A 20,970-nucleotide genomic window follows, 5' to 3' on the forward strand; every position below is an offset into this window, starting at 1 on the left:
TATGAGCGCAGTTATTGAAAAAATAATTTCCAACGTAAAACAGCATCCGGATCAAGTCGTAATAGTCGATCAGGGCGAGGGCAATTACTTTACCTACCGCAGCTTTGACGATTACGCGCGCAAAGTTGCCGTCAAGCTTCAAAGGCTCGGCGTAACGCGCAGAAGCTTTGTGACGATCGAGCTTCCGAGAAACAAGGAATACATCGCCTCTATGTACGCTGTCTGGATGGTCGGAGCGGCATTTGCTCCGCTGTCCCCTACTTATCCCGCAGAACGTCTGGAATATATCCGCAGCGACTGCGACGCAAAGGTTGTCATTGACGAAAAGTTCCTGCGCAATATTGAAAACGAGGAACCGATTACCGAGATAATACTGCCCGAGCCGCAAGATCCGTCGCTGCTGATCTACACCTCGGGTTCAACGGGAAACCCCAAGGGCGTGCTGCACTCACACGCCGGCATAAACGATTCTATAGTCAGATACTCAGATTATGCTGATCCTCCGCGCGGATTCCGCGCGGCTTTGGGCGCTCCGTTTACATTCGTGGCATCTGTACAGGGCGTTTTCGCTCCGCTCTGTTCGTGTTTGACAGCTTATCTTATGCCGTATCAGGCAATGCGAGACCCCGTGCTGCTCGCCGACTATATTTATGAAAACAAAATCAACCGCACCTTTATCAGCCCCAAAATGCTCAAGGTATTTAAGCCGAAGGGCGATTCGCTAAAGGTAGTATTCACGGGAAGCGAGCGCGTAAGCGACACCTACAGCGACGACTTTGAAATCATTGTCAGCTACGGTCAGACCGAATCGGCAGGCGCTGTAATGATGTTCAAGATCGATAAAAAGTATCACAATACCCCCATAGGCAAGCCTATCGGAGATATCCGCGTCCATATTCTTGACGAAAGCGGAAACGAGGCTGATGAAGGCGAGCTGTGCCTTGCGGGCATATTTGCCGACTGCTACCTCAACCTGCCCGAGCAGAGCGCGAAAACCTTTACCGACAACCCCTTTGCCGAAGAGGACGGCTATGACAAGCTGCTGAAAACCGGCGACATAGTAAAGCGCGGCGAGGACGGCAACATTATCTATCTCAACCGCAAGGACTGGATGGTAAAAATCAACGGTCAGCGCGTAGAACCGGGCGAGATCGAAACTATCATCAAGCAGGCTGACGGCGTGCTCGACGCGGCGATAAAGGACTTTAAAAACCAGTACGGACAGGTTTATCTTGTTGCTTATTACGTTGAAAAAGAACCTGTATCGGCCGACGACTTAAAAGAGGCTATTTCAAAAAAATTGCCTCCGTATATGATCCCCGCTTTCTTTGTAAAGCTCGGTAAGCTGCCCGTAAACGCCAACGGCAAGCTCGACCGAGGCGCGCTTACGGCGCCCGAAGCCGGAAACTTTAAAAACGATTATATCGCGCCCGAAACCGACATGCAAAAGGTGCTTTGCGAGGCGTTTGAGCAGGTGCTCGGCATGGAAAACGTCGGCATTGACGACGATTTCTTCGCTCTGGGCGGCGACTCAATAAAGTGCGCGATGGTATCGGAAAAATGCGGCGTATATCATATCTCGACCGCCGATATCTTCGCGGGAAAAACTCCGCGCATGATCGAGCGTTTGCTTATTCAAAAGGCTTCATCTAAAAAGCGCCCCGAAAAGAAAAACAAGGTCAAAGTCTATCCGCTTACGCCGTCAGAGCGCGGCATGTACCTTGAGCAGAAGCTGAATACAGACTCGACCGTATATAACCTCAATATAGCCGCGATCATCAAGGGAGCCGATATTGAGAAGATAAAATCCGCGCTCACGAGCGTTTTTAAGGCTCACGAGGCGTTCACCTCCTATTACGGAGAAGAAAACGGTCTGCCTGTGCGCTATCTGTCCGACAGGCTCCCCGAAATCGAAGAAAAATCCGCCGCATCGCGTGAGGAGGTCATTCGCCTTATCGACGGCTACAATACCCCGTTTGATTTGAATGCCGCGATCCCGGTAAGACCTGCTCTGTATTCGGTATCAGACGGCAGTGTGATCATGCACATGGCTATTCACCATATCGCTTTCGACGGCGGCTCGGCAAAAACCTTTGTCAAAGAGCTGATCGACGCGCTCGAAGGCAGAGAGGTCAGCGCGGCTGAAATCGACCTCAGCGACCTCTACATGGACAGCCTTGAAGATAAATACGAAGACGGAATAGCTTTCTATAAGGAGCTGTTCGCCGACGGAGTACCTGTCAACGAAATGCCCGTCAAGGGCAAGCGCCCCAAGGTGCATCCGCTCTCGGATAAAGAAGTCCGCTTCCTTTATGACAACGCTCAGCTAAAAGCGATCGACAACACGGCGCGCCGCTTCGGCGTGACCGAGTTTGAGCTGATTTTCTCCGCCGTTTCGATGACTCTGGGCAAATATACCGCGTCAGAGGACGTTGTGCTGGGCATTCCCACCAACATGCGCCCCAACGGCGCTGACAACATAATAGGCATGTTTGTAAACACAGCGCCAGTCCGCGTCAAGCCCAAACGCGATTTGGAAATCAGCGCCTTTATAAAGTCTGTCAGCGAGTCAGTGCGCAACGCCACCTACGGCTCTTATCTGCCGTTTGAGGACGTTGTCGCCGAGTTCGTAAAACAGCGCGACGAATCGCGCAATCCCATTTTTGACGTAAGTGTCAACTTTATGTGGAACCCGCCCGCGTATGACAATAACGGGCTCAGCGTTGAGATGTACTCGCCCCTGCAAAAGATGAGCCGCGATATAGGCATTGTTATCCGCAAGGGAGCCGCAGGTCTGCAATTTATGATCCAGTATTCCTCACAGCTGTTTGAGTACGCCGTAATCGAGGGCTTTATAGAGCAGTTCAAATCCGCTTTGGCTCTGCTCGGCAGCGGCGCCAAGACCGTACGGGAGGCGTTGGTTCTGCCCGAAAGCCAGCGGCAAATGCTTGAATGCTTCAAGACGGAAGCCAAAGCCGAAGTGCCCGTCACCCTATTGCACAAGCTGTTTGAAAAGAGCGCTGAGGAAAACGCCGGCAAAACCGCTCTGGTTGCCAAAGACGCGACTCTCAGCTTCCGTGAGCTCAACGAGAGGGCGAATATAGTCGCGCATAATCTTATCAAAAGAGGAATCACAGTCGGCGACAGCGTAGCGCTGCTGCTTCCGAGAGAGAGCTGCTTCTTCAGCTGTCTGTTCGGCGTAAACAAAGCAGGAGCGGCGTTTATCCCCTGCGACCCGCAATACCCTGCCGACAGGATCAATCATATAATAGAGGACAGCGAGGCGTCGTTCATCATTACCACTAACGACAAGCTGTCAGACTACCCCGCAGAAAAGGCGATAGACGTCAGCGATATTTTAACAGGCACCGATACATCTGACCCCGACGTTGAAATGAGCGACTGCGAGCTGAGCTACATGATATATACCTCGGGCTCCACAGGAAAACCAAAGGGCGTTATGCTGCGTCACAAGGGCATATGCAGCTATCTTATGCCGCACCCGGCAAACATACACATCAACTTTATCAAAAACAATGTAACTTCATATTTATCGGTAACGACCATATCCTTTGATATGTCATTCAAGGAGCATACGGCGGCATTCTGCAACGGAAAGACTTTGATTTTTGCCGCTGAAGACGAAATGAACGACCCGCGCGCATTGGCGGAGCTTATGGAAAAATACAGCGTTGACTGCATAAACGCCACTCCGTCAAGATTGCAGCAGTACATGGAATACGCACCGTTCAACAAGGCGCTGTCAAAGTGCAGGCTGGTAATGTCGGGCGGCGAGGGATACCCGATCTCACTGAGAGACGCGATAAGAAAATGCTCGCCCGACATAAAAATCATCAACACCTACGGTCCCACCGAAATCACCGTTTCCTGCAACGCGGCAGACCTTACGAACGCGGAATACGTCAGCGTCGGCAGACCGCTTCTCAATTACGACGAAGTAATTGTAGACAAATTCGGCGATACCGCTCCCTACGGCGTGATCGGCGAGCTGTATATCGGCGGCGTCGGTGTGGCAAAGGGCTATAAGAACCTGCCCGACAAAACCGCTGCGGCGTTTGTTGAGTATAACGGTCAGCGCATGTACCGCTCAGGCGACTACGCAAAGTGGGACAAGTACGGCAATGTGATGATTTTAGGCAGACTTGACAATCAGGTCAAGCTAAGAGGTCTGAGGATCGAGTTAGGCGAGATTGAAGGTCTGATGGCTGAGCAGCCGCATATCAAAAAGGTCGCGGTCGTTATCCGCAAGCTCAACGGTCAGGACAACCTGTGCGCCTACTTTACCGCCGATGAGGAGATAAACATTGACGCGCTGCGCGAGGAGCTTAAAAAGCACCTGACTCATTACATGGTCCCGACAGCTTACCTGCAAATGAACGAAATGCCCGTTACCGCCAACGGCAAAACCGACATTAAGCGCCTGCCCGAGCCTGTGCCCGTCAGCCTGGGCGAGTATGTTGCTCCGGAAAACAAGACCGAGGAGTTCTTCTGCGAATCGTTCAGAAAGACACTGAAACTCGAGCGAGTCGGCGCAGCGGATGACTTCTTCGAAATAGGCGGAACTTCGCTTGTTGTTACCGCCGTGGTGCTCGACGCGTCGGAAAACGGATTCCCGATCACCTACGGCGACGTATTCAAATACACCACTCCGCGCGCGCTTGCCGAGCTGTTTAAGGACGGCGAGGTAAACGACACGGGCAAGCTGTTTGATTTTGAGGGCTACGATTACACAAAGATAAACGAGCTTCTCTCAAAGAATACGGTAGATGCCTTCCGCGCGGGAGAAAAGCGTCCGCTCGGCAACATTATGATCACGGGCGCAGGCGGCTTTATGGGCGCGCATTTGCTTGCCGAATACCTGAAGCGCGAAAGCGGAAAGGCTTACTGCGTTATCCGCAAAGGCAAGTTTGACACGGCAAGAGAACGCCTTGAAAACCTTATGTTCTATTACTTCGGCTCAGATTTGGAGAATGAGTTTTCCGAGCGCGTAGAGGTGCTCAACGGCGACGTGACCGACTACAAATCATTTGAGCCGCTTGAAAGCCTGCCGATAGACACGGTATTCAACTGCGCGGCCAATGTAAAGCACTTCTCAAACGGCACGGATATTGAAGATATAAACGTAGGCGGCGCTGTCAACTGCATTAAGCTCTGCCGGAAAACCGGCGCAAGAATGATACACTTCTCCACGGTCTCGGTATCGGGCACTACGGAAGATGTTTCAAAGCTCAGCCGCCGCGAGCTGGATGAACAGACTCTCTATTACGGTCAGAGCCTCGACAACAAATACACCTCGTCAAAGCTGATGGGCGAGCGCGAGGTATTAGCTGCCGCGGCCGACGGGCTTGACGCAAAAGTCATCCGCGTAGGCACCCTTGCGGCGCGCGAATCCGACGGCGAATTCCAGATAAATTTCCTTACAAACAACTTTATGGGACGTCTGCGCTCCTACAGCCTGCTGGGTTGCTTCCCGTATAACATGATTGAAAATCAGGTCTGCATGGGACCTATCGACCGTTCTTGCGAGGCGTTTTTAAAGCTTGCCGCCACCCCGAAAGAGTGCTGCGTGTTCAACGCCGTCAACAACCATACGCTTCCGCTCGGCGATATAATCCGCCAGATGAACGAAAACGGCAGCAGCATACGCTTTGTCGAGTACGACGAGTTTGCCGCCGCTCTCCACGAGGCGCAGAAGGATCCCGACAAGGCGGCTATCCTTTCAAGCATGACGGCATATATGAACACCGCTCACGGCAAAACGATAACGGCGCTTCCGTTCTCCGCTCACTACACCACCCAGATACTCGCCCGCATGGGCTTCTTCTGGAACGCAAGCACCGAAAAATATGTCGACGACTTTATCAACGTCCTGCGCGGATTCATGTTCTTCCGCAAGGATAACCTGAAACGATAAGGGGGCAAAAACATGAAACGAAGCGGAATGCTTCTAAACGAAAAATACCGCAGTCTGCTTGTCGCTACCCTGGCAATGACCGCCTCCACTTACCTTGCGGGAATAGTAGACGGCATCATGGTTGGCAACATTCTGGGAACGGTTGAGCTGTATGCCGTTAACCTGACGTCGTGCATAATCTTTCTGCGCAGCATTCCCATAGCCATATCGACCTACGGCGGCAACACGCTTTCCATCATCAGGAAAAGCAAACGCGACCAAAACGGCGCGGACACGGTATTTACCGCGTCATTCTGGCTCGGCATAATCTCCACAGTTATCATTTCCGCGCTGGGTATAGCTTTTATTGTCCCCTCGGCAAATCTGCTCTCACAGGGTAACGTTCAGATCACCGATCTGCTTATTCAATATCTTTTGCCGCTGTGGCTGCACACTCCGCTTGTAGCGGCAGTCAATCAGACGGCGGCTTACGCCCGTACCGACGGAATGCGCAAGCTGGCAACGGCGCTTCCCATAGTAGCCAATATAATCAACCTTTCCTGCGATTATCTTTATATGGCGGTGTTCGGCTGGGGAATCGCGGGAGCAAGCTGGGCAACGCTTACAGGCTACGCGGTCGGAACCGTTTTGACGCTGATTTATTTCAAGTCAAAAAAGCGCACTGTTCACTTTACAAAGGAAGCTTTGAGACGCCTTAAAGAAATCGGAAAAATCATCAGCATCGGTCTGCCCTCAGCGCTCATATATGTTTGCAATTTTCTGCGCCTGTTCTTTACAAACGCAATTATCCTTTCCGCTACCGGCGTTGTCGGAGGAAAGATAGCGTCGGTTTCGTTCTCGCTGAACAGCCTTGCGTTCATCTTTGTTGAGGGCGCTTCAATGACGCTGCTGCCCATACTGGGAGCGCTTTACGGTGAAAAGGATACCAACGGGCAAAAGCTCACGCTCCGGTACGGAATGCTGTTTACGCTTGGACTCTCGGCAATAGTACTTATTTTGTCCGAAATCCTGCCTGTTCAGCTCGCGTCGCTTTACGGACTGACCGACCCGGGAATAACCGAGGTTTTTTCGGTAACATTCCGCATTTTCTCAATAAACGTACCCATTCTCGCCGTCATATATGTCATGAGGTCGTTTTTCCAGGCGACAAATCAAAAGGGGCTCGCAAACCTTCTCGTTATGCTTGACGGCGTTATCACCATAATCCCGCTGATGTACTGGTTCTCAAACTACGACATCTACTGGCTTTGGGTGTCCTTCCCCGTTTCAAAGGCGCTGACGATAGCCATCACTTTTGCGGCAATGGTGATAAGCAAAAAAGTCCGTAAAAAGAAAAACCTCCTCGGAATCGAGGAGCAGAACGGCACAGCGCTGGACTTTTCAATCAAAAACGAGGTTTCCGAAGCAATCAAAGCAAGCGAGGAAGCAATGGCGTTCTGCAAAAAGCAGAATGTCCCCGAAAACACCTGGAACGCTGTAGGCGTAGCGGTTGAGGAGCTCTGTCACAATATAGCGGTATATGCAAAATCAGAGTCCTCGAGCATGGTCGACGTTTGCGTGCGCGTATTCGACGACAAGGTAAACGTGCGGCTTCGGGACAGCGGCCCCGAATTCGATCCCACCGACTATATAGACAACAGCGGCAAAAAAATCACGGGGCTTAAGCTTGTAAGGCTGCTGAGCTCCTCGGTCAACTACAATCGCATCCTCGGCTTTAATGTGACGAATGTAACCGTTTCTTATACATAATTATGAAAAAAACAAAAAACCATTTTACCTTCAGGCGCCTTTCGCAAGACGCTGTAAAAATGCTGCGCGAAACCGAAAGTCGTACAAACTTCATCTATACTCTCGTATTGATCGCCGTTGATATCGGCGTAATGCTGCACGCGCTTTTTCACGGGCATTCGGCTTTTATACGTGCTTTATCAAACCTGCCGGTTTTTCTGGTAACAGCGGTAATTATCGTGAATATAGCCCAGCGCAAACGCACGCTGCCTTTTATAAAATACATCAACTTCGCGGTCATGCTGATCGCCGTTCTTGTTCTGTGTCTGGAGCAGGATACGCTGTACATTTTATCGTTTGTATTTCCTATTTTCATCAGCGTTTTTTACTTCAATCCGCGCTATACCATTATTACGTCGGCTGTTTCCTGGGTTATGCTTCAAATCGTCCTTTTCAACGGAATAAGCCTTAACGCCGCAAAGGTTGACGAACTGACGTATTCAGATGTTTCTTCTCTGATTTCGGACGCCTTTGACTTTTCAAAAACAAATGAGCTGTCGTTATGGGAATACAGGATCACTTCGCTTATTATCATCTCGGTTATTATGGGCGTGTGCGTTTATATGTCCTTCAGCGGCAGAAGATTCTATCAGAAGCAGGCTGAGCTTATCCGCAAAAACGCTTCTTCTCAGATGGAGCTCAATGTCGCGCAGAAGATCCAGAAAGGAATCCTCGCCGGTGATTTCCCCGATACAAAATGCTGCGGCGTTTATGCCGACATGACCCCGGCTGATGAGGTCGGCGGAGATTTTTACGACTGGTTCCCTGTCGATGAAACCCATTTAGCTATAGCGGTCGGCGACGTTTCGGGGCACGGTATGCCCGCGGCGATGTTTATGGCGCTGACAAAAACGCTTATCAAAGTATATGCCCGCGGGAAATTCTCGCCCGAAAAGGTACTTGAGCGCACAAACCGCTATCTGGTTAAGTCCAACCCCGAAAAGTTTTTTGTTACGGCATGGCTGGGCATTCTTGATCTGTCTACAGGCAGCCTCGCCTACGCCAACGCGGGGCATAATTATCCTGTCATTATCCGCTGCGGCTCACGCCCCGAGTTCCTTAAGGCAAAGCCGAATTTTGTACTTGGCAGGAAAAGGCTTGTAAAGTATATGGAGCACCGCGTAAAGCTTTTGCCCGGCGACAAGCTTGTTCTTTATACCGACGGGGTTACCGAGGCAAAGTCCTCCGACGGCTCGTTTTTTGAGGACGACAGACTGCTCGCGGTTCTTGACGCGGCAAAGAATATGAATCAAATCCAGATCGTGAACGCTGTAAGAGAAAGCCTTGACGAGTTTGAGCACGGCGCGGAGCACTATGATGACGCTACGATACTCGCACTGTATTATAAAGCAAAGCATACGCCTCCCGCGCCCGAAAAAAAGGTGTTCCGCTTGAATAAACTCACCTTTGACGACGCGCTTGACTATATAAAAGGCTGCTGTATAAAGGCGGGCTGCGACGAAATGACGGTGAACAGTATCGTCGTGTCCTCATCCGAGATCCTGGCGAACATCGACTCCTACGCCTATGAAAACGGCGGCGATGTTGAAATATCCTCAAAGTGCAGACGCCGCCGCATGATAGTTGAGTTTAAAGACAGCGGCAGAGCCTTTAATCCGCTGCTTGTCAGCGAGCCCGACACAACGCTTAATCTGAGCGAACGCAAGCCCGGAGGCTTGGGCGTTTTCATTGTAAAAAAGCTGATGACAGACGTAAGCTACGAGTACCGCGACGGCCACAATATTCTCAGAATCGAAAAGGAATTTTAGGAGGGATATATGAGTCAGGTAAAACTACTGATTGCGGGCGATTTTCTCCCTATGCCCTGCAACTACGATTTGTTTTCAAAGGGAGATACCAAGACGCTGTTCGGCGACAGGCTGTGCTCACTTTTTGCCTCGGCGGACTGCCGCGTGTGTAATTTAGAGGGCTGCTTTACGGACAGCGACAGCCCGATAGAAAAGACGGGGCCAAACATCAGAGCGCCGACATCAACCATCAAAGCCGTAAAAAATCTCGGCATAGATTACGCTACGCTGGGCAACACCCATTCGATGGACTACGGAAAGCAGGGCTATCTCGACACCTGCAAAACGCTCAGCGATAACGGCATAGGGTATTTCGGCTGGGGCGACAGCGCATCCGAAATAAAAAGCTATCAGGAGCTTTCCATAAACGGCTTCAAAATTACTCTTTACAACGTTACCGAGCGGTTTGACAACGCTCCGGGCGATGATTACCCCGGCGTGAACCTTTACGACGAATACCGCGTTTGCCGCGAGCTGAACGAGCTTAAAAAGCGGTGTGATTATCTTATTGTGTTTTATCACGGCGGAATCGAAGGAACCCGCTACAACAGCGAAATAATGCGCCGCCGCTTTCACCGAATGGCTGACAACGGCGCGGATATCGTCATCTCGCAGCACACCCACGCTATAGGAGAAGAGGAGTATTGCAACGGCGCGTATTTTTTATACGGGCAGGGCAATTTCTGCTTCCATTTCAGAAATGATGTTACGCCGCTTCTCGGCGAGGGCTTGGTGCTTGAGGCTGATTTTACCAAGGACGGCTTTACGGTAAAGCCGCACCGCGTACTGCGCACCGAAAGGGGCTGCGTATATGACGAAGCACAGGATCTGAGCGGCTTTTATGAGCGCAGCAAAAAGCACAGCGAGCTGCTTGCCGGAGATAAAGCGGCAAAAGCTGAGTTTGAAAGGAATTTCGGCAACGACGCGAAAAACTGGCTGCTCCAGTTCCTTCTTACCTTCCGCGGCATAGACCCCGTGGTCGCCGAAAAGCGGAAAGTTCTTTCGCCCGAGGAATTGCGCGATTATCTTCTCTCACTCTATCCGAGGCAGTATTTGAACGCAATTCTGACATTCCTTCGCAACGAGGAATTCAACGAGATAGGTCAACAAATCCTCAGCGATCTGCTGAGAAAAACAGAATAAAAAGGGGACATAAAAATGATCATAAAATGTACTGAAAACAACGGAAACGCGGTAATCGCGCCCGAGGGCAAGCTCGATCACGTTACGGTCGCTGAGTTTGAGGAAAAAGTAACGGAGCTCGGAGCAAAAAACGACTCTCTTACGCTCGACATGGCGGACGTTGAGTACGTCAGCTCGGCGGCGCTCAGAGCTATCCTTAACGCTAACGATATTATGGAAAGCAAGGGCGGACTGAAGCTTGAAAACGTCAATCAAAAGGTTATGGAGATCCTGAGGATAACGGGCTTTTCCGATTATCTTGATATCAGGTAAGACGCTTTTTGTTTACGCGCGGTATAATGTTGAAATGAGGTGGAGGCTTGAACGATCATCCCGAACTTATCGTAATGCTGACGCATAACGACCTAACGGTTGAAAACGCGGCCGAGGTCTTTGAAACCTGCAAAAATTCCAAGGCTGAGTACTGGGGCTTTAAAGAAAAATAGTGAAGATATACATTCGCGAGTACAGGTGATATCAGTCCGCCTTGTGGTGTTCCTTTGTCACTTTCGTAGTACTTCAAATCTTCCATTATTCCTGATTTAAGGAATCGTACAATGTACCGCAGAAAATTCTTGTCTTGTATATCGTGTTCAAGGAACTTCATCAACCATCGATGGTCTACATTATCAAAGAACCCTTTGATATCTGCGTCAACCACAAAGTTGACTTTCTTTGTCATCACTGTTTGGTTGATTTCTCTGATTGCCTGATGACAATCCCGTCTCTTTCTGAACCCATATGCGAAATCGTAAAATCTCCATTCGTAGATTTGGTCGAAAACCTTACGCATAACTCCCTGAACAAGTCTGTCCTCGTAGGCAGGTATTCCCAGCGGTCGCATTTTATCGCTCCCTGCTTTAGGTATATACGTCCGTCTTACAGCCTGCGGTTTGTAGCTGAATCGCTTCATTCTCGCAAGAAGATTTTCGAGGTTTTCCTCCAAGTTCAGCTCATATTCTTCTTTGCTGACCTTATCTATTCCTGTTGCCTTACCGTATTTCTGTTTCCTGTGTTCTTCTCTCAGGGTATCCTTGTTCACATAGTGCATTATGGTCTGCACTCTTTCGTGATGTTGTGACTGTAATGCTATTCTGTCAAAATCACTTGCCAACTTTTTTACCTCTGCGTGTAAGTGTTGTTTCTCTTTTCAGAGCGATTGGTATGTTAGCACCTTCCCTCCACGGTCATTACCCGCTTCACAGGTACTATGGGCTAATCCGACTTCTTGCGTATCATCTTCACCGTCTCAGACAAAATGCTCCTTGTACGGCAAATACTGATTTTTTTTCAGAACACGCAAGACCTCGCAGGTATGCCGAAAGTAACAATCTTAAGCTCGCCACGCTCTCAGACCCCGACGGAACCCATTTACTCTCGTCGTTAACGAGCAAATGTTGTTGCCTGCTGTTTAGGTGAGAACATCGGCTTCCGTTCTATATTTCTAACGAGGCTCTATCACTTCACGCTTTCGCATTGCGGCTCGCTCAGTTTCCTGCCTACGCTTAAACCTCACCTCACGGCTTCGGCTCCAAGGCTGGATAACGGCGGTTGACTACTCCTTACCGTGTCGGCTTCCCACCGACTATACTCTCGACACCGAACTGTCGCACCACCATATTCAGTATACCACACTTTTTGTTATTATTGAAGCTTTTTATTTAAGAATAGTATTATCTGCTCGCTCGGCAGCGTGCTCTATATCCTCGTCCTCGGTATCGTCTGTCTGGTGATGGGCTTCATCACCCCGCAAAGCGGCTGGACGATCCTTGTCGGCGCAGGTATCGCCTTTTTGGGCGAAAGCATCATCATCAACTGTATGCTGCTGAAAAACGCCAAAAAGCCCCAGTTCGACTGGGACAGCGAGACCGAGTTTTCCAGAAAGCTGACTTGGGTGAACGTCGTCGTCATTGTGATCGGCGTTGCGATGTTCATCGCGTTCATGCTCTCGATCCTCAGTCCGTTCATCATCAAGAACATGAGAATAGACGACGGCTTGCTGCTGACGGTCATCGCCGTTGTCGCTTTCGTCGTGGCGGCAGCCCTGTTTGTCACCGCGTTCGCGGTCAACCGGTTCGCCGTCAAAAAGGCGGAGCAATACCTGCTCAGGCATGAATGAGCATTTGTAAGAAGTATCCATAGAAAGGATGATCAATCTCCAATGGAAAATAAGAATATTCTCCGGCGCTTTACCGACAAGCTGTTCGGCGGTCTCAATATGAGCTGGCCGGTCGTCATTATCTTTGCCGTCGCGACGGCGGTGGTGACGGCAGTCTTTCTGATCGTGCCCGTCTTTCAGAACACCTCCTTTATCCGCATGGGCGAGACCATGGAGGCGTGGGTGCTCTTTGCGATCATCATTATGTCTAACTGCAAAAAGCCGCTGGAATCCGCGCTGAAAACCTTTGTGTTTTTCCTCATCAGCCAACCGCTGATCTATCTGCTTCAGGTACCGTTCAGCGAGATGGGCTTCGGCTTGTTCATGTACTATAAATACTGGGCGATCTGGACGGTGCTCACCTTCCCGATGGCGTTTGTCGGCTGGTTCATCACCAAGCGCAATTGGCTGAGCCTGCTGATCCTCTCGCCGATCCTCTTTTTGCTGATGTTCACCTCGGTGAACTCCTTCATGTTCACGTTCCGTCATTTTCCGCATCAGCTCATCACCGCGCTGTTCTGTCTCGCGCAGATCGTGCTGTATCTCTACGCGTTCACGCCCAAGTGGATCCAGCGCGCGATCGGCTTCTTTGTGCCGCTGATCGCCGTGATCGCCTATGTCATCGTCACACCCAAGGTTTCCTACAGCGGCAACTACTTCCTTCCCGACGAGCCGGTGCTGTCCGATCAGGCGGTCGTGACGGCGGTCGAGAATCCGAATATCGCGGATATCCGCGTGCTGGAGCCGGATCAGGTGTACGTCGACGGCAAGGACTACGGCACGTCGGATTTCACCATCACCGACGGCGACAAGGCGTATCATTACAGCCTTGAGATCTACGAGGACGATGAAGGTCACTCTCAGCTGAATATCACGAAAAAATAAACGAGGCAACACCGCGCATCTATATTATTATGCGGTATTTCCTGGATTACTTGTTTTTTGCTTTATAGGCAAATTTTCCTTCCCGCCGTTGATGGCAGTTCCGTCAAGATGGTATTTTAAAAAGGCGGGAGAAAGCGCCCACCGGCGCATATTGTCATGATGTTGTCATACTCGGTGTGCTATACTGGTGCCATCAAAGAGAAAAGGAGTCCTCAAAATGAAAAAGATCAACATCAACAACGAACTGACCCTTTCTTATAACGAGCCGTTCAACATCATGACTGCCGGAGAGCTGAAAACGTACTGCGGCACCGCCGTCAATCACTGGGGCATTATGGACAAGGAAAATCACTGCCTGTTCATCGTCTCCTGGACAAAGCCGGGCTTGCTGAGCTTTTTGACGGATCCCAAGTCCATCCTCAAAAACGCCGAGCGCTGCATGAAAAGGAACCTCCGCGCTTTCGACCGCGAGGACAGCTTCATGATCAACGTCGGCGGCAAAGAGGCGGTCGGCATCCGCTTTACCTACACGGCAAACGATGCGGATATCCGACAGATCGGCGAGACCTCCGCCTTGCGCGTCAATAAGAAAGTCTATGTGATCCAGTACGTATCCCGTCTGGACGGTGACGACCGGAACCGCGCCGCCTATCACGAGATCTTAAAATCCGTCAGAGCGAACGCATAGTTCGCCAAACGAAACGGAGGGAGCAGGATGAAACGATTCCGCATCTTTCAATCACACAGCGATTTTGACCAACCGGCGTTTTCTCCCGAAACCCACGACGCGGTGATACGCAGCTCGATATGCACCGGTGAAAAGGTCGCCGGCTTCAAGAGCAAGAAGGACGGTCATTTTTCCGAGGTCATGCTGATCCGCTCGGAAAAGGACTTGGAGGACTTCAAGCGGGAGTACCGCGTCACGACTGTCAAAACGGAATACTAAATAAAACAACTTTCCCCACAGTTTGACGGAGGGCTTTAATTCAACTGCACAAACATCCAACATTTTTTCAAAGGATATTTCTATCCTGTCTGCATCTCTCTATAGATAATAGAACTTAGAGCATTCATTATTGCGTTATACTTTGCTTGGTCAGCAAAAAGCGATGAAAAAGCGTCCTGCGATTGCATATAACTATTCTGCGCTGCGGTACCGAAGGCTTTGGGGAAAATACTCTCCGCAAAGATGCGCGGGTCGGAGGTTTTTGCGTTCTTTTTCAGGTGCTCGTCGCGCATAAGGACAGTTTTGAGCACATCAACCATGACTCTGTCCGCGTCGGTGAAAACGCCCTTGTACTGCTCGTTGATTTTCTCTATGATTTCATCGAGCGGTTCTTTTTCTTCGGGCTTTGTTTCACCTTTGGCAGTGGCAGGTGTGAATGCTCCGGTTTCTTCTTTCAGTTCAATCGCGCCCTCGAAGGTCTTTTGCAATTTATAGTATTCAAGTTTCAGCTTACCGTCAAGGTCGAGCGGCTGCACTTCGTCGGGCGGCAGAAGTCCGAGCAGATAGCAGATAAACACATACTCCTTGTGCAGCTCAACGTCAAACATTCGCACAACCTGAGAGATATAGCCATACCACTTTTTCATGCTGCGGCAAAGTCTTCTGAACTGATAACGCTCGTCGGCTGATAAACCATTATATCTATCTGCAACAGGCTTCAAAACACTTGTCATACGCCCCATAGCGCGGTCGTCCTGTTTATCTGTATTAAAATACTCATCACAAAAAGCTGAAACATCATTGTCGGAATAAATAGCATATCCGCGCAGCTCATGCTGTACCTGATAGAGCAGATCAGCGTTGACCTCGCGTTCGAGCATAGTTTCCTGATAGAACGGCTGGAAGGCTTCCTGAATCTCTTCCTGCGTGTTGATGAAGTCAAGAACAAAGGTATCGGTTTTGCCCGGGCAGGTACGATTGAGCCTTGAAAGCGTTTGCACAGCTTTTACTCCGCGGAGCTTTTTATCTACAATCATCGTATGCAGTAGCGGCTCGTCAAAGCCTGTCTGATACTTCTCTGCGACAATCAACACATGGAAATTCTCGTGGAACTCCGCTTTTGTCTGCGATTCACCGATATGTGAGCCGTCAGCACGGACGTTCAGCTTAGGTTCGGTGTATTCCTCGCCGTCATCATTGACCGCGCCGGAGAACGCCACCAGAACGCCAATATCATCATAACCCTGTTCCTCGATATAGCGTTTGCACTCATGATAATAGCGCACCGCCGCCAAGCGCGACGAGGTGATCACCATCATCTTGCCCTTGCCGCCGATTTTGTGTCGCGTAGTGCTGAGATAGGTTTCAACGATGATCTTCGCCTTTTGGCTGATGTTGTATGGATGAAGCTGCTCAAATTTGCGTATCAGCTTTGCCGCGCGGCTTGCCGGGACGTCGGGGTTGTCCTCGATAGTTTTCGCAATTTTGAAGCAGGTATCATAGGTCATGTAGTTTTGCAGCACATCGAGGATAAAGCCTTCCTCGATCGCCTGCCGCATGCTGTAAATATGGAAGGGATGGAAACTGCCGTCCTCGTGTTCGGTGCCGAACATTTCGAGCGTGGTTCCTTTGGGCGTAGCGGTAAATGCAAAGAAGCTGAGGTTCTTGTGCCTTCCGTGGGTGATCAGCTCACGGACGAGCTTGTCCTCGGGGTCGATCGCTTCCTCGGCTTTGCCCTCGATTTCCGCATATTCGCGCAGTGCATCCTCGGTGTCAGCGAGGGCGGCTTTTAATTTCAGAGCAGAGGTTCCCGTCTGAGAGGAGTGTGCTTCGTCAACGATAACTGCATAGTTTCTACCGTTCGCCTTGTCAACCTCCTGATAGATCACGGGGAATTTTTGCAGGGTGGTGACGATGATCCTCGCGCCGGCGTTCACCGCGTTGAGCAGATCACGGCTTGTTTTCTTTTCACCGATAGTTTCAACCGCACCAAGGGTGTGGTCAAAGCCTGAGATAGTGTCCTGCAACTGAGCGTCAAGAACGGTTCTGTCTGTGACGACGATCACGCTTGAAAAGACGGCGTTATTGTCACTATCATGCAGAGAGGCAAGGCGATATGCCGTCCACGCGATAGAGTTTGATTTACCGGAACCGGCGGAATGTTGAATTAGATAGTTTTGCCCTGCTCCATTTTGCGATACATCGGCAAGAAGCTTGCGCACGACGTCGAGCTGATGATAGCGCGGAAATATCAGGCGCGGCTTTTTGCCGTCCTGCTTTTGCAGATGGATGAATTTTTGGATAATATCCATCATACTGTCTTTTTGAAAGACCTGCTCCCACAGATAGGCGGTCGGATAGCCGTCGGGGTTTGTCGGATTGCCCTTGCCGCCATCTTTTCCTGCGCCGTTGCTGCCCTGATTGAACGGAAGAAAGTATGTATTCTTTCCGGCAAGCTGCGTTGTCATCCACACCTCAGTGTGGTCAACGGCGAAGTAGCCCAGAATCCGCTTATTGAATTGGAAGCATACTTCACGCGGATCGCGGTCATACATCCACTGCCGCTTTGCTTTATCGACCGTCTGCCCTGTGTATTGATTTTTGAGTTCAAAGGCAAAGACAGGAATACCGTTGAGCACGAGCACCATATCTACGCTCTTTTTGCTGTCTGTGCTGTAGTACCACTGACGATAGACGGCGATCCGGTTGTGTGCGTACTGCGCCGCCGCTGTCTGGTTCAGGGTGGATTCGGGCTTGAAGTAGCAGATGCGGAAAGAGATGCCGCGGTGCTTGAAGCCGTGGCGCAGAACATGGAGGAGACCGTACATATCGCAGGCGTTGTTGAAGGAATTGCAGAATTTTTCAATGGTATTGACCTTGTTGGTATTCGCAAACCGCACCCACTCCTTCGGCTGCGTTCTTTGGATAAAGTCGATCAGCGTATCGACAAACAGTCCGGACTTGGGGTCATAAATATCTTCGCCTTTGACATAACCGCCCGCAGGAGAGAGCAGAGCCGATTCAATATCGGACTCAAAGCGTTTTTCGTTGGTTTCGTTAATTGGCATGGACGGGCACCTCTTTCTTTCCCGTAACATATTCATAAATCAGCGATTTTTTGTATGTTTCAAGCTCGTTAATTAACTTTTCTTTTTTTGTTATTAAAGAGTCAATCATCGGAATCTTATTGTCAAGATAATCAGCGATTTCCTTTTGTTCTTCTAATGGGACAGAATACAATCTAACTTGTATGAAATTCGAAAATCGCATTGCTTGTCCATCTCTCACCATATTAGATGTACTTTGTAAAGCATTAATATATAAAGCCGATTTAAACAACCATCTAAAGAATTTTGGATACACTATAGATTTATTAGGTATTAGCATAACATATGCTGAACTTATAGATCCTGTAAACTCACTGTATTCCAATCCTCCTTGAAAGCTTCTCATACTTATTACAAAATCACCTTTTTCAACGTGTTTCAAAATATCAAAGTCTTTTTGAACGGTAACTACTTTAGAACCAGATAGTTCCATATATTCATCTTGATATATTATACCGTAATTCTGACTTGATGTAAGTTGCTTTTCGCCAACAGAAGCTTTTTCTTTTCTTAATGAAAACATTGCCTTTGGATTAATATTTTGCCAATCTACAGGTATTTCATGTACCCACTCAATTCCGCTGTCCTTCATTTCGCGGTTGGGGCGTATGCCTTTGGTAACGGCTTGGGTGATGACAGACTGTTTCAGCTTTTTGTATTCCTCAATCGCGGCGCGGGTTTTCTCTATGACGGAATCAATGTGGACGCATTGGGTGTCGAGGAAGTCGGCGATTGCTTGTTGTTCGGAAAGAGAAGGAATGAGAACTGGTTGATTCTTAAACTCTTTGAAACCAAGTGTTTTTCTAATTCCTGCACCCATATTGTGAAAAGCCATTCGTGTTTCATAGCCCTTAAACAAGTAGGTCGCGTACAGTGGTAATATACGGTTAACATCCGGCATTAACGCTAAATAAGCAGAAGTAATAACGCCTTCCTCTTTGACTAATCCTACTCGCAATGACTTCAAATCATAGTTTAAGTTTAAACCATTTATCATGATCATATCAGTCTTTACAACCGTATAAGTTGTTATTGTTTCTGCTACATAATCATCTGAATTAGCATCGAAATTAGATTTCGGTATTATTGTTCCATTATAAAACTTAAGTGCTTTTGTAATTTCACCATCCGTATTCTTATTGCGTATTTCAGAAAATGCAAACTTTGCCGGATAAACGCTCCACTCCCTCGGAATTTCTCCAATCCACTCAATCCCGCTGTCTTTCATTTCTCTTGCCATGGTCAGCCCTCCCTGTTGAACAGCGCGTTGAGGCTGTCGGCGATATCCTTTTCCAGCGCGTTTATACGCTCAACAATGCTCTCCACAGGCTCGGGCGGTTGATACTCGTAGAAATAGCGCGTCATGGGAATTTCATAGCCTGTCTTGGTTTTCTTCTCGTCGATCCATGCATCGGGCGCGTAGGGCAAAACCTCGCGCTCAAAATACCCCTGAATGTCGTCGGTCATAGGTACGTTCTCGGTGTCGCGGAGCTTTGTGTCGGCAACGGGCTTGCCCTTCTTTGTGATGATCTCGCCGTTTTCGTCACGCTGCGGACGCTCTACCGTGATTTTATAATAGCCGAATTCCTCACTGTTAAAAATCTTGCTGTGGCAGTAAACGCCGTCCTTGTCGCCGTAAACCGCGTCGTTTTTGAACTCGCCGTATGCCTGCACGATCAGGCGGCGGCAGAGGTCGGTGATGTCGTTACGCTTGGTGCCGATGCTCTTGCGGCGCGCTTCATAGCAGCGGCTCGCGTCGATCAGCTGCACCTTGCCCGCGCGGTAGGCAGGCTTGTTCTTGGAGCATACCCAAATATAGGTGGAAATGCCCGTGTTCATAAACTGGTCGGTGCTGAGCTGCACGATTGCGTCGAGCCAGTCGTTCTCCAGCACATAGCGGCGAATCTCGCTGGGGCCGCTCTCGGCGTCGCCCGAAAACAGCGGCGAGCCGTTCTGGATGATTGCCATCTTACCGTCGGGAGCCATCTTGGAAAGACCGTTAAGCAAGAAGAGCTGCTGACCGTCGGAAATCTTCGGCAGTCCCGGTGCAAAGCGGCCGAGCTCGCCTTTCTTGTGCTCCGCTTCAACCGCAGCTTTCTCGCGCTTCCAGTCGATGCCGAACGGAGGATTGGAGATACAGTATCGGAAGGTGTAGCCGCTGAATTTGTCATCGGAGAGTGTGTCGCCGAACCGCATATTGTTTGGATCGCCGCCGCGTATCATCATGTCAGCTTTAGCTATTGCAAAGGTTGAAGGATTGAACTCCTGCCCGAAACAGGTTACTTCAATGTTCTTATTGAAATCGTGGATACGCTCTTCCATGCAGGAAAGCATCTGCGAGGTACCCATCGTCATGTCATATACGGTGATGTTGCCGTCGTGCGATAAATCTGCGTCACAGAGCAAGAGGTCGGTCATCAGATAAATAATGTCGCGGCTTGTGAAATGCGCTCCGGCTTCCTCGCCGAAGCTCTCGGAAAAGCGGCGCACCAAATCCTCAAAGATATAGCCGCAGTCAACCGCGCTGATTTTGTCGGGACCGAGATAGCCGTTGGACGAGTTGAACTCCTTGATCACAAGGTACAGGCTGCCACTCTCGACCACGCGCTTGATCACTGTGTCGAAATCAAATTTAGACAGCACGTCCTGCACGTTAGGAGAAAAGCCTGCAAGATAGTCGCGGAAGTTGGCTTCGATATTCTCGGGGTCGGCAAGCAGCTTGTCAAAGGTGAACTTGCTTGTGTTGTAGAACTGATAGCCCGAGGCTTGCGTCAAAAAGCCGTCGATGACCGCGAGGTGCTTTACCTTTTCGTATGTATCCTGAACTGCTCGCCATGTGGGTAACAGGCAGTCGTGAAACCGCTTCACGACCGTCATCGGAAGAATGACCAAGCCGTATTCGTGCGGCTTGAAGTAGCCGAACAGGTGGTTAGCAACGTTCCATATCACCGTTGCCTTTTCTCTTATGTTTGTTCCGACTACATTGATTTTATCGTCTGACATGATGCATTGCTCCCTAAAGATATACTTTTTCATTTATCATTGTATCACAAAGAATACTATCTTTCAACGTAGTTCTTTGTAAAAAATGCAAAATTAGTTTTGTGTAATATAATCAAGGGTGGCATTTTCCACACGGAGAGTATCCCATGTTGATTACT

The 20,970-nt window shown here is 49.6% G+C and carries 13 protein-coding genes; 9 read left to right on the plus strand and 4 right to left on the minus strand.

Going from position 1 to position 20,970, the window contains the following annotated elements:
• Position 1: 1 nt before the first annotated feature.
• From AB1I49_RS11120 to AB1I49_RS11140, 5 genes are read left to right on the plus strand one after another with little or no spacing between them, the layout of a single operon-like run.
• Complete coding sequence (locus AB1I49_RS11120) at positions 2–5,935, plus strand: non-ribosomal peptide synthetase (RefSeq protein ID WP_407721014.1); 5,934 nt, start codon at positions 2–4, stop codon at positions 5,933–5,935.
• 12 nt (positions 5,936–5,947) lie between these two features.
• Positions 5,948–7,684 (plus strand): MATE family efflux transporter, encoded by a 1,737-nt coding sequence (locus AB1I49_RS11125; RefSeq protein WP_316611748.1) that lies wholly within the window; start codon positions 5,948–5,950, stop codon positions 7,682–7,684.
• 59 nt (positions 7,685–7,743) lie between these two features.
• Entirely contained in the window at positions 7,744–9,492 is a 1,749-nt protein-coding gene (locus AB1I49_RS11130; protein WP_316611749.1) for an ATP-binding SpoIIE family protein phosphatase, read from the plus strand.
• Positions 9,493–9,501: 9 nt separating this feature from the next.
• Positions 9,502–10,674, plus strand: coding sequence for a CapA family protein (locus tag AB1I49_RS11135; protein WP_407721015.1), 1,173 nt, complete (start codon positions 9,502–9,504; stop codon positions 10,672–10,674).
• Positions 10,675–10,689: 15 nt separating this feature from the next.
• Entirely contained in the window at positions 10,690–10,986 is a 297-nt protein-coding gene (locus AB1I49_RS11140) for an STAS domain-containing protein (RefSeq protein WP_316610585.1), read from the plus strand.
• 55 nt (positions 10,987–11,041) lie between these two features.
• Here AB1I49_RS11140 and AB1I49_RS11145 read toward each other — a convergent pair whose 3' ends face one another.
• On the minus strand, positions 11,042–11,827 hold the full coding sequence (locus AB1I49_RS11145; RefSeq protein ID WP_316611750.1) for a reverse transcriptase domain-containing protein: 786 nt from the start codon (positions 11,825–11,827) through the stop codon (positions 11,042–11,044).
• Between the two features lie 579 nt (positions 11,828–12,406).
• On the opposite strand from AB1I49_RS11145, the gene AB1I49_RS11150 reads away from it, so the two are divergent.
• The 4 genes from AB1I49_RS11150 to AB1I49_RS11165 all read left to right on the plus strand — a co-directional run bounded on the left by AB1I49_RS11150 (position 12,407) and on the right by AB1I49_RS11165 (position 14,702).
• Complete coding sequence (locus tag AB1I49_RS11150) at positions 12,407–12,832, plus strand: hypothetical protein (RefSeq protein ID WP_316610587.1); 426 nt, start codon at positions 12,407–12,409, stop codon at positions 12,830–12,832.
• Between the two features lie 42 nt (positions 12,833–12,874).
• Positions 12,875–13,756, plus strand: a complete 882-nt coding sequence (locus AB1I49_RS11155; protein WP_316610588.1) for a pilus assembly protein N-terminal domain-containing protein — start codon at positions 12,875–12,877, stop codon at positions 13,754–13,756.
• A 217-nt stretch (positions 13,757–13,973) separates the two neighbouring features.
• The gene (locus tag AB1I49_RS11160; RefSeq protein WP_316610589.1) at positions 13,974–14,444 is read left to right on the plus strand and encodes a hypothetical protein; all 471 of its coding nucleotides are present in this window, start codon (positions 13,974–13,976) and stop codon (positions 14,442–14,444) included.
• Between the two features lie 27 nt (positions 14,445–14,471).
• Positions 14,472–14,702, plus strand: a complete 231-nt coding sequence (locus AB1I49_RS11165) for an aspartate dehydrogenase (RefSeq protein ID WP_316610590.1) — start codon at positions 14,472–14,474, stop codon at positions 14,700–14,702.
• 80 nt (positions 14,703–14,782) lie between these two features.
• On the opposite strand, the gene AB1I49_RS11170 is transcribed toward AB1I49_RS11165, so the two are convergent.
• Genes AB1I49_RS11170 through AB1I49_RS11180 form a run of 3 tightly spaced genes read right to left on the minus strand, consistent with a single transcriptional unit; the run spans position 14,783 to position 20,812 of the window.
• Entirely contained in the window at positions 14,783–17,770 is a 2,988-nt protein-coding gene (locus AB1I49_RS11170; protein WP_407721016.1) for a type I restriction endonuclease subunit R, read from the minus strand.
• Positions 17,760–19,049, minus strand: a complete 1,290-nt coding sequence (locus tag AB1I49_RS11175) for a restriction endonuclease subunit S (protein ID WP_407721017.1) — start codon at positions 19,047–19,049, stop codon at positions 17,760–17,762. The genes AB1I49_RS11170 and AB1I49_RS11175 overlap by 11 nt, the downstream gene beginning before the upstream one ends.
• A 2-nt stretch (positions 19,050–19,051) precedes the next feature.
• Positions 19,052–20,812 (minus strand): type I restriction-modification system subunit M, encoded by a 1,761-nt coding sequence (locus AB1I49_RS11180; RefSeq protein WP_407721018.1) that lies wholly within the window; start codon positions 20,810–20,812, stop codon positions 19,052–19,054.
• Positions 20,813–20,970: the final 158 nt, after the last annotated feature.

The sequence above is a fragment of the Ruminococcus sp. NATIVEDY160 genome, from assembly GCF_045819885.1.
Taxonomy (GTDB): domain Bacteria; phylum Bacillota; class Clostridia; order Oscillospirales; family Acutalibacteraceae; genus Ruminococcoides.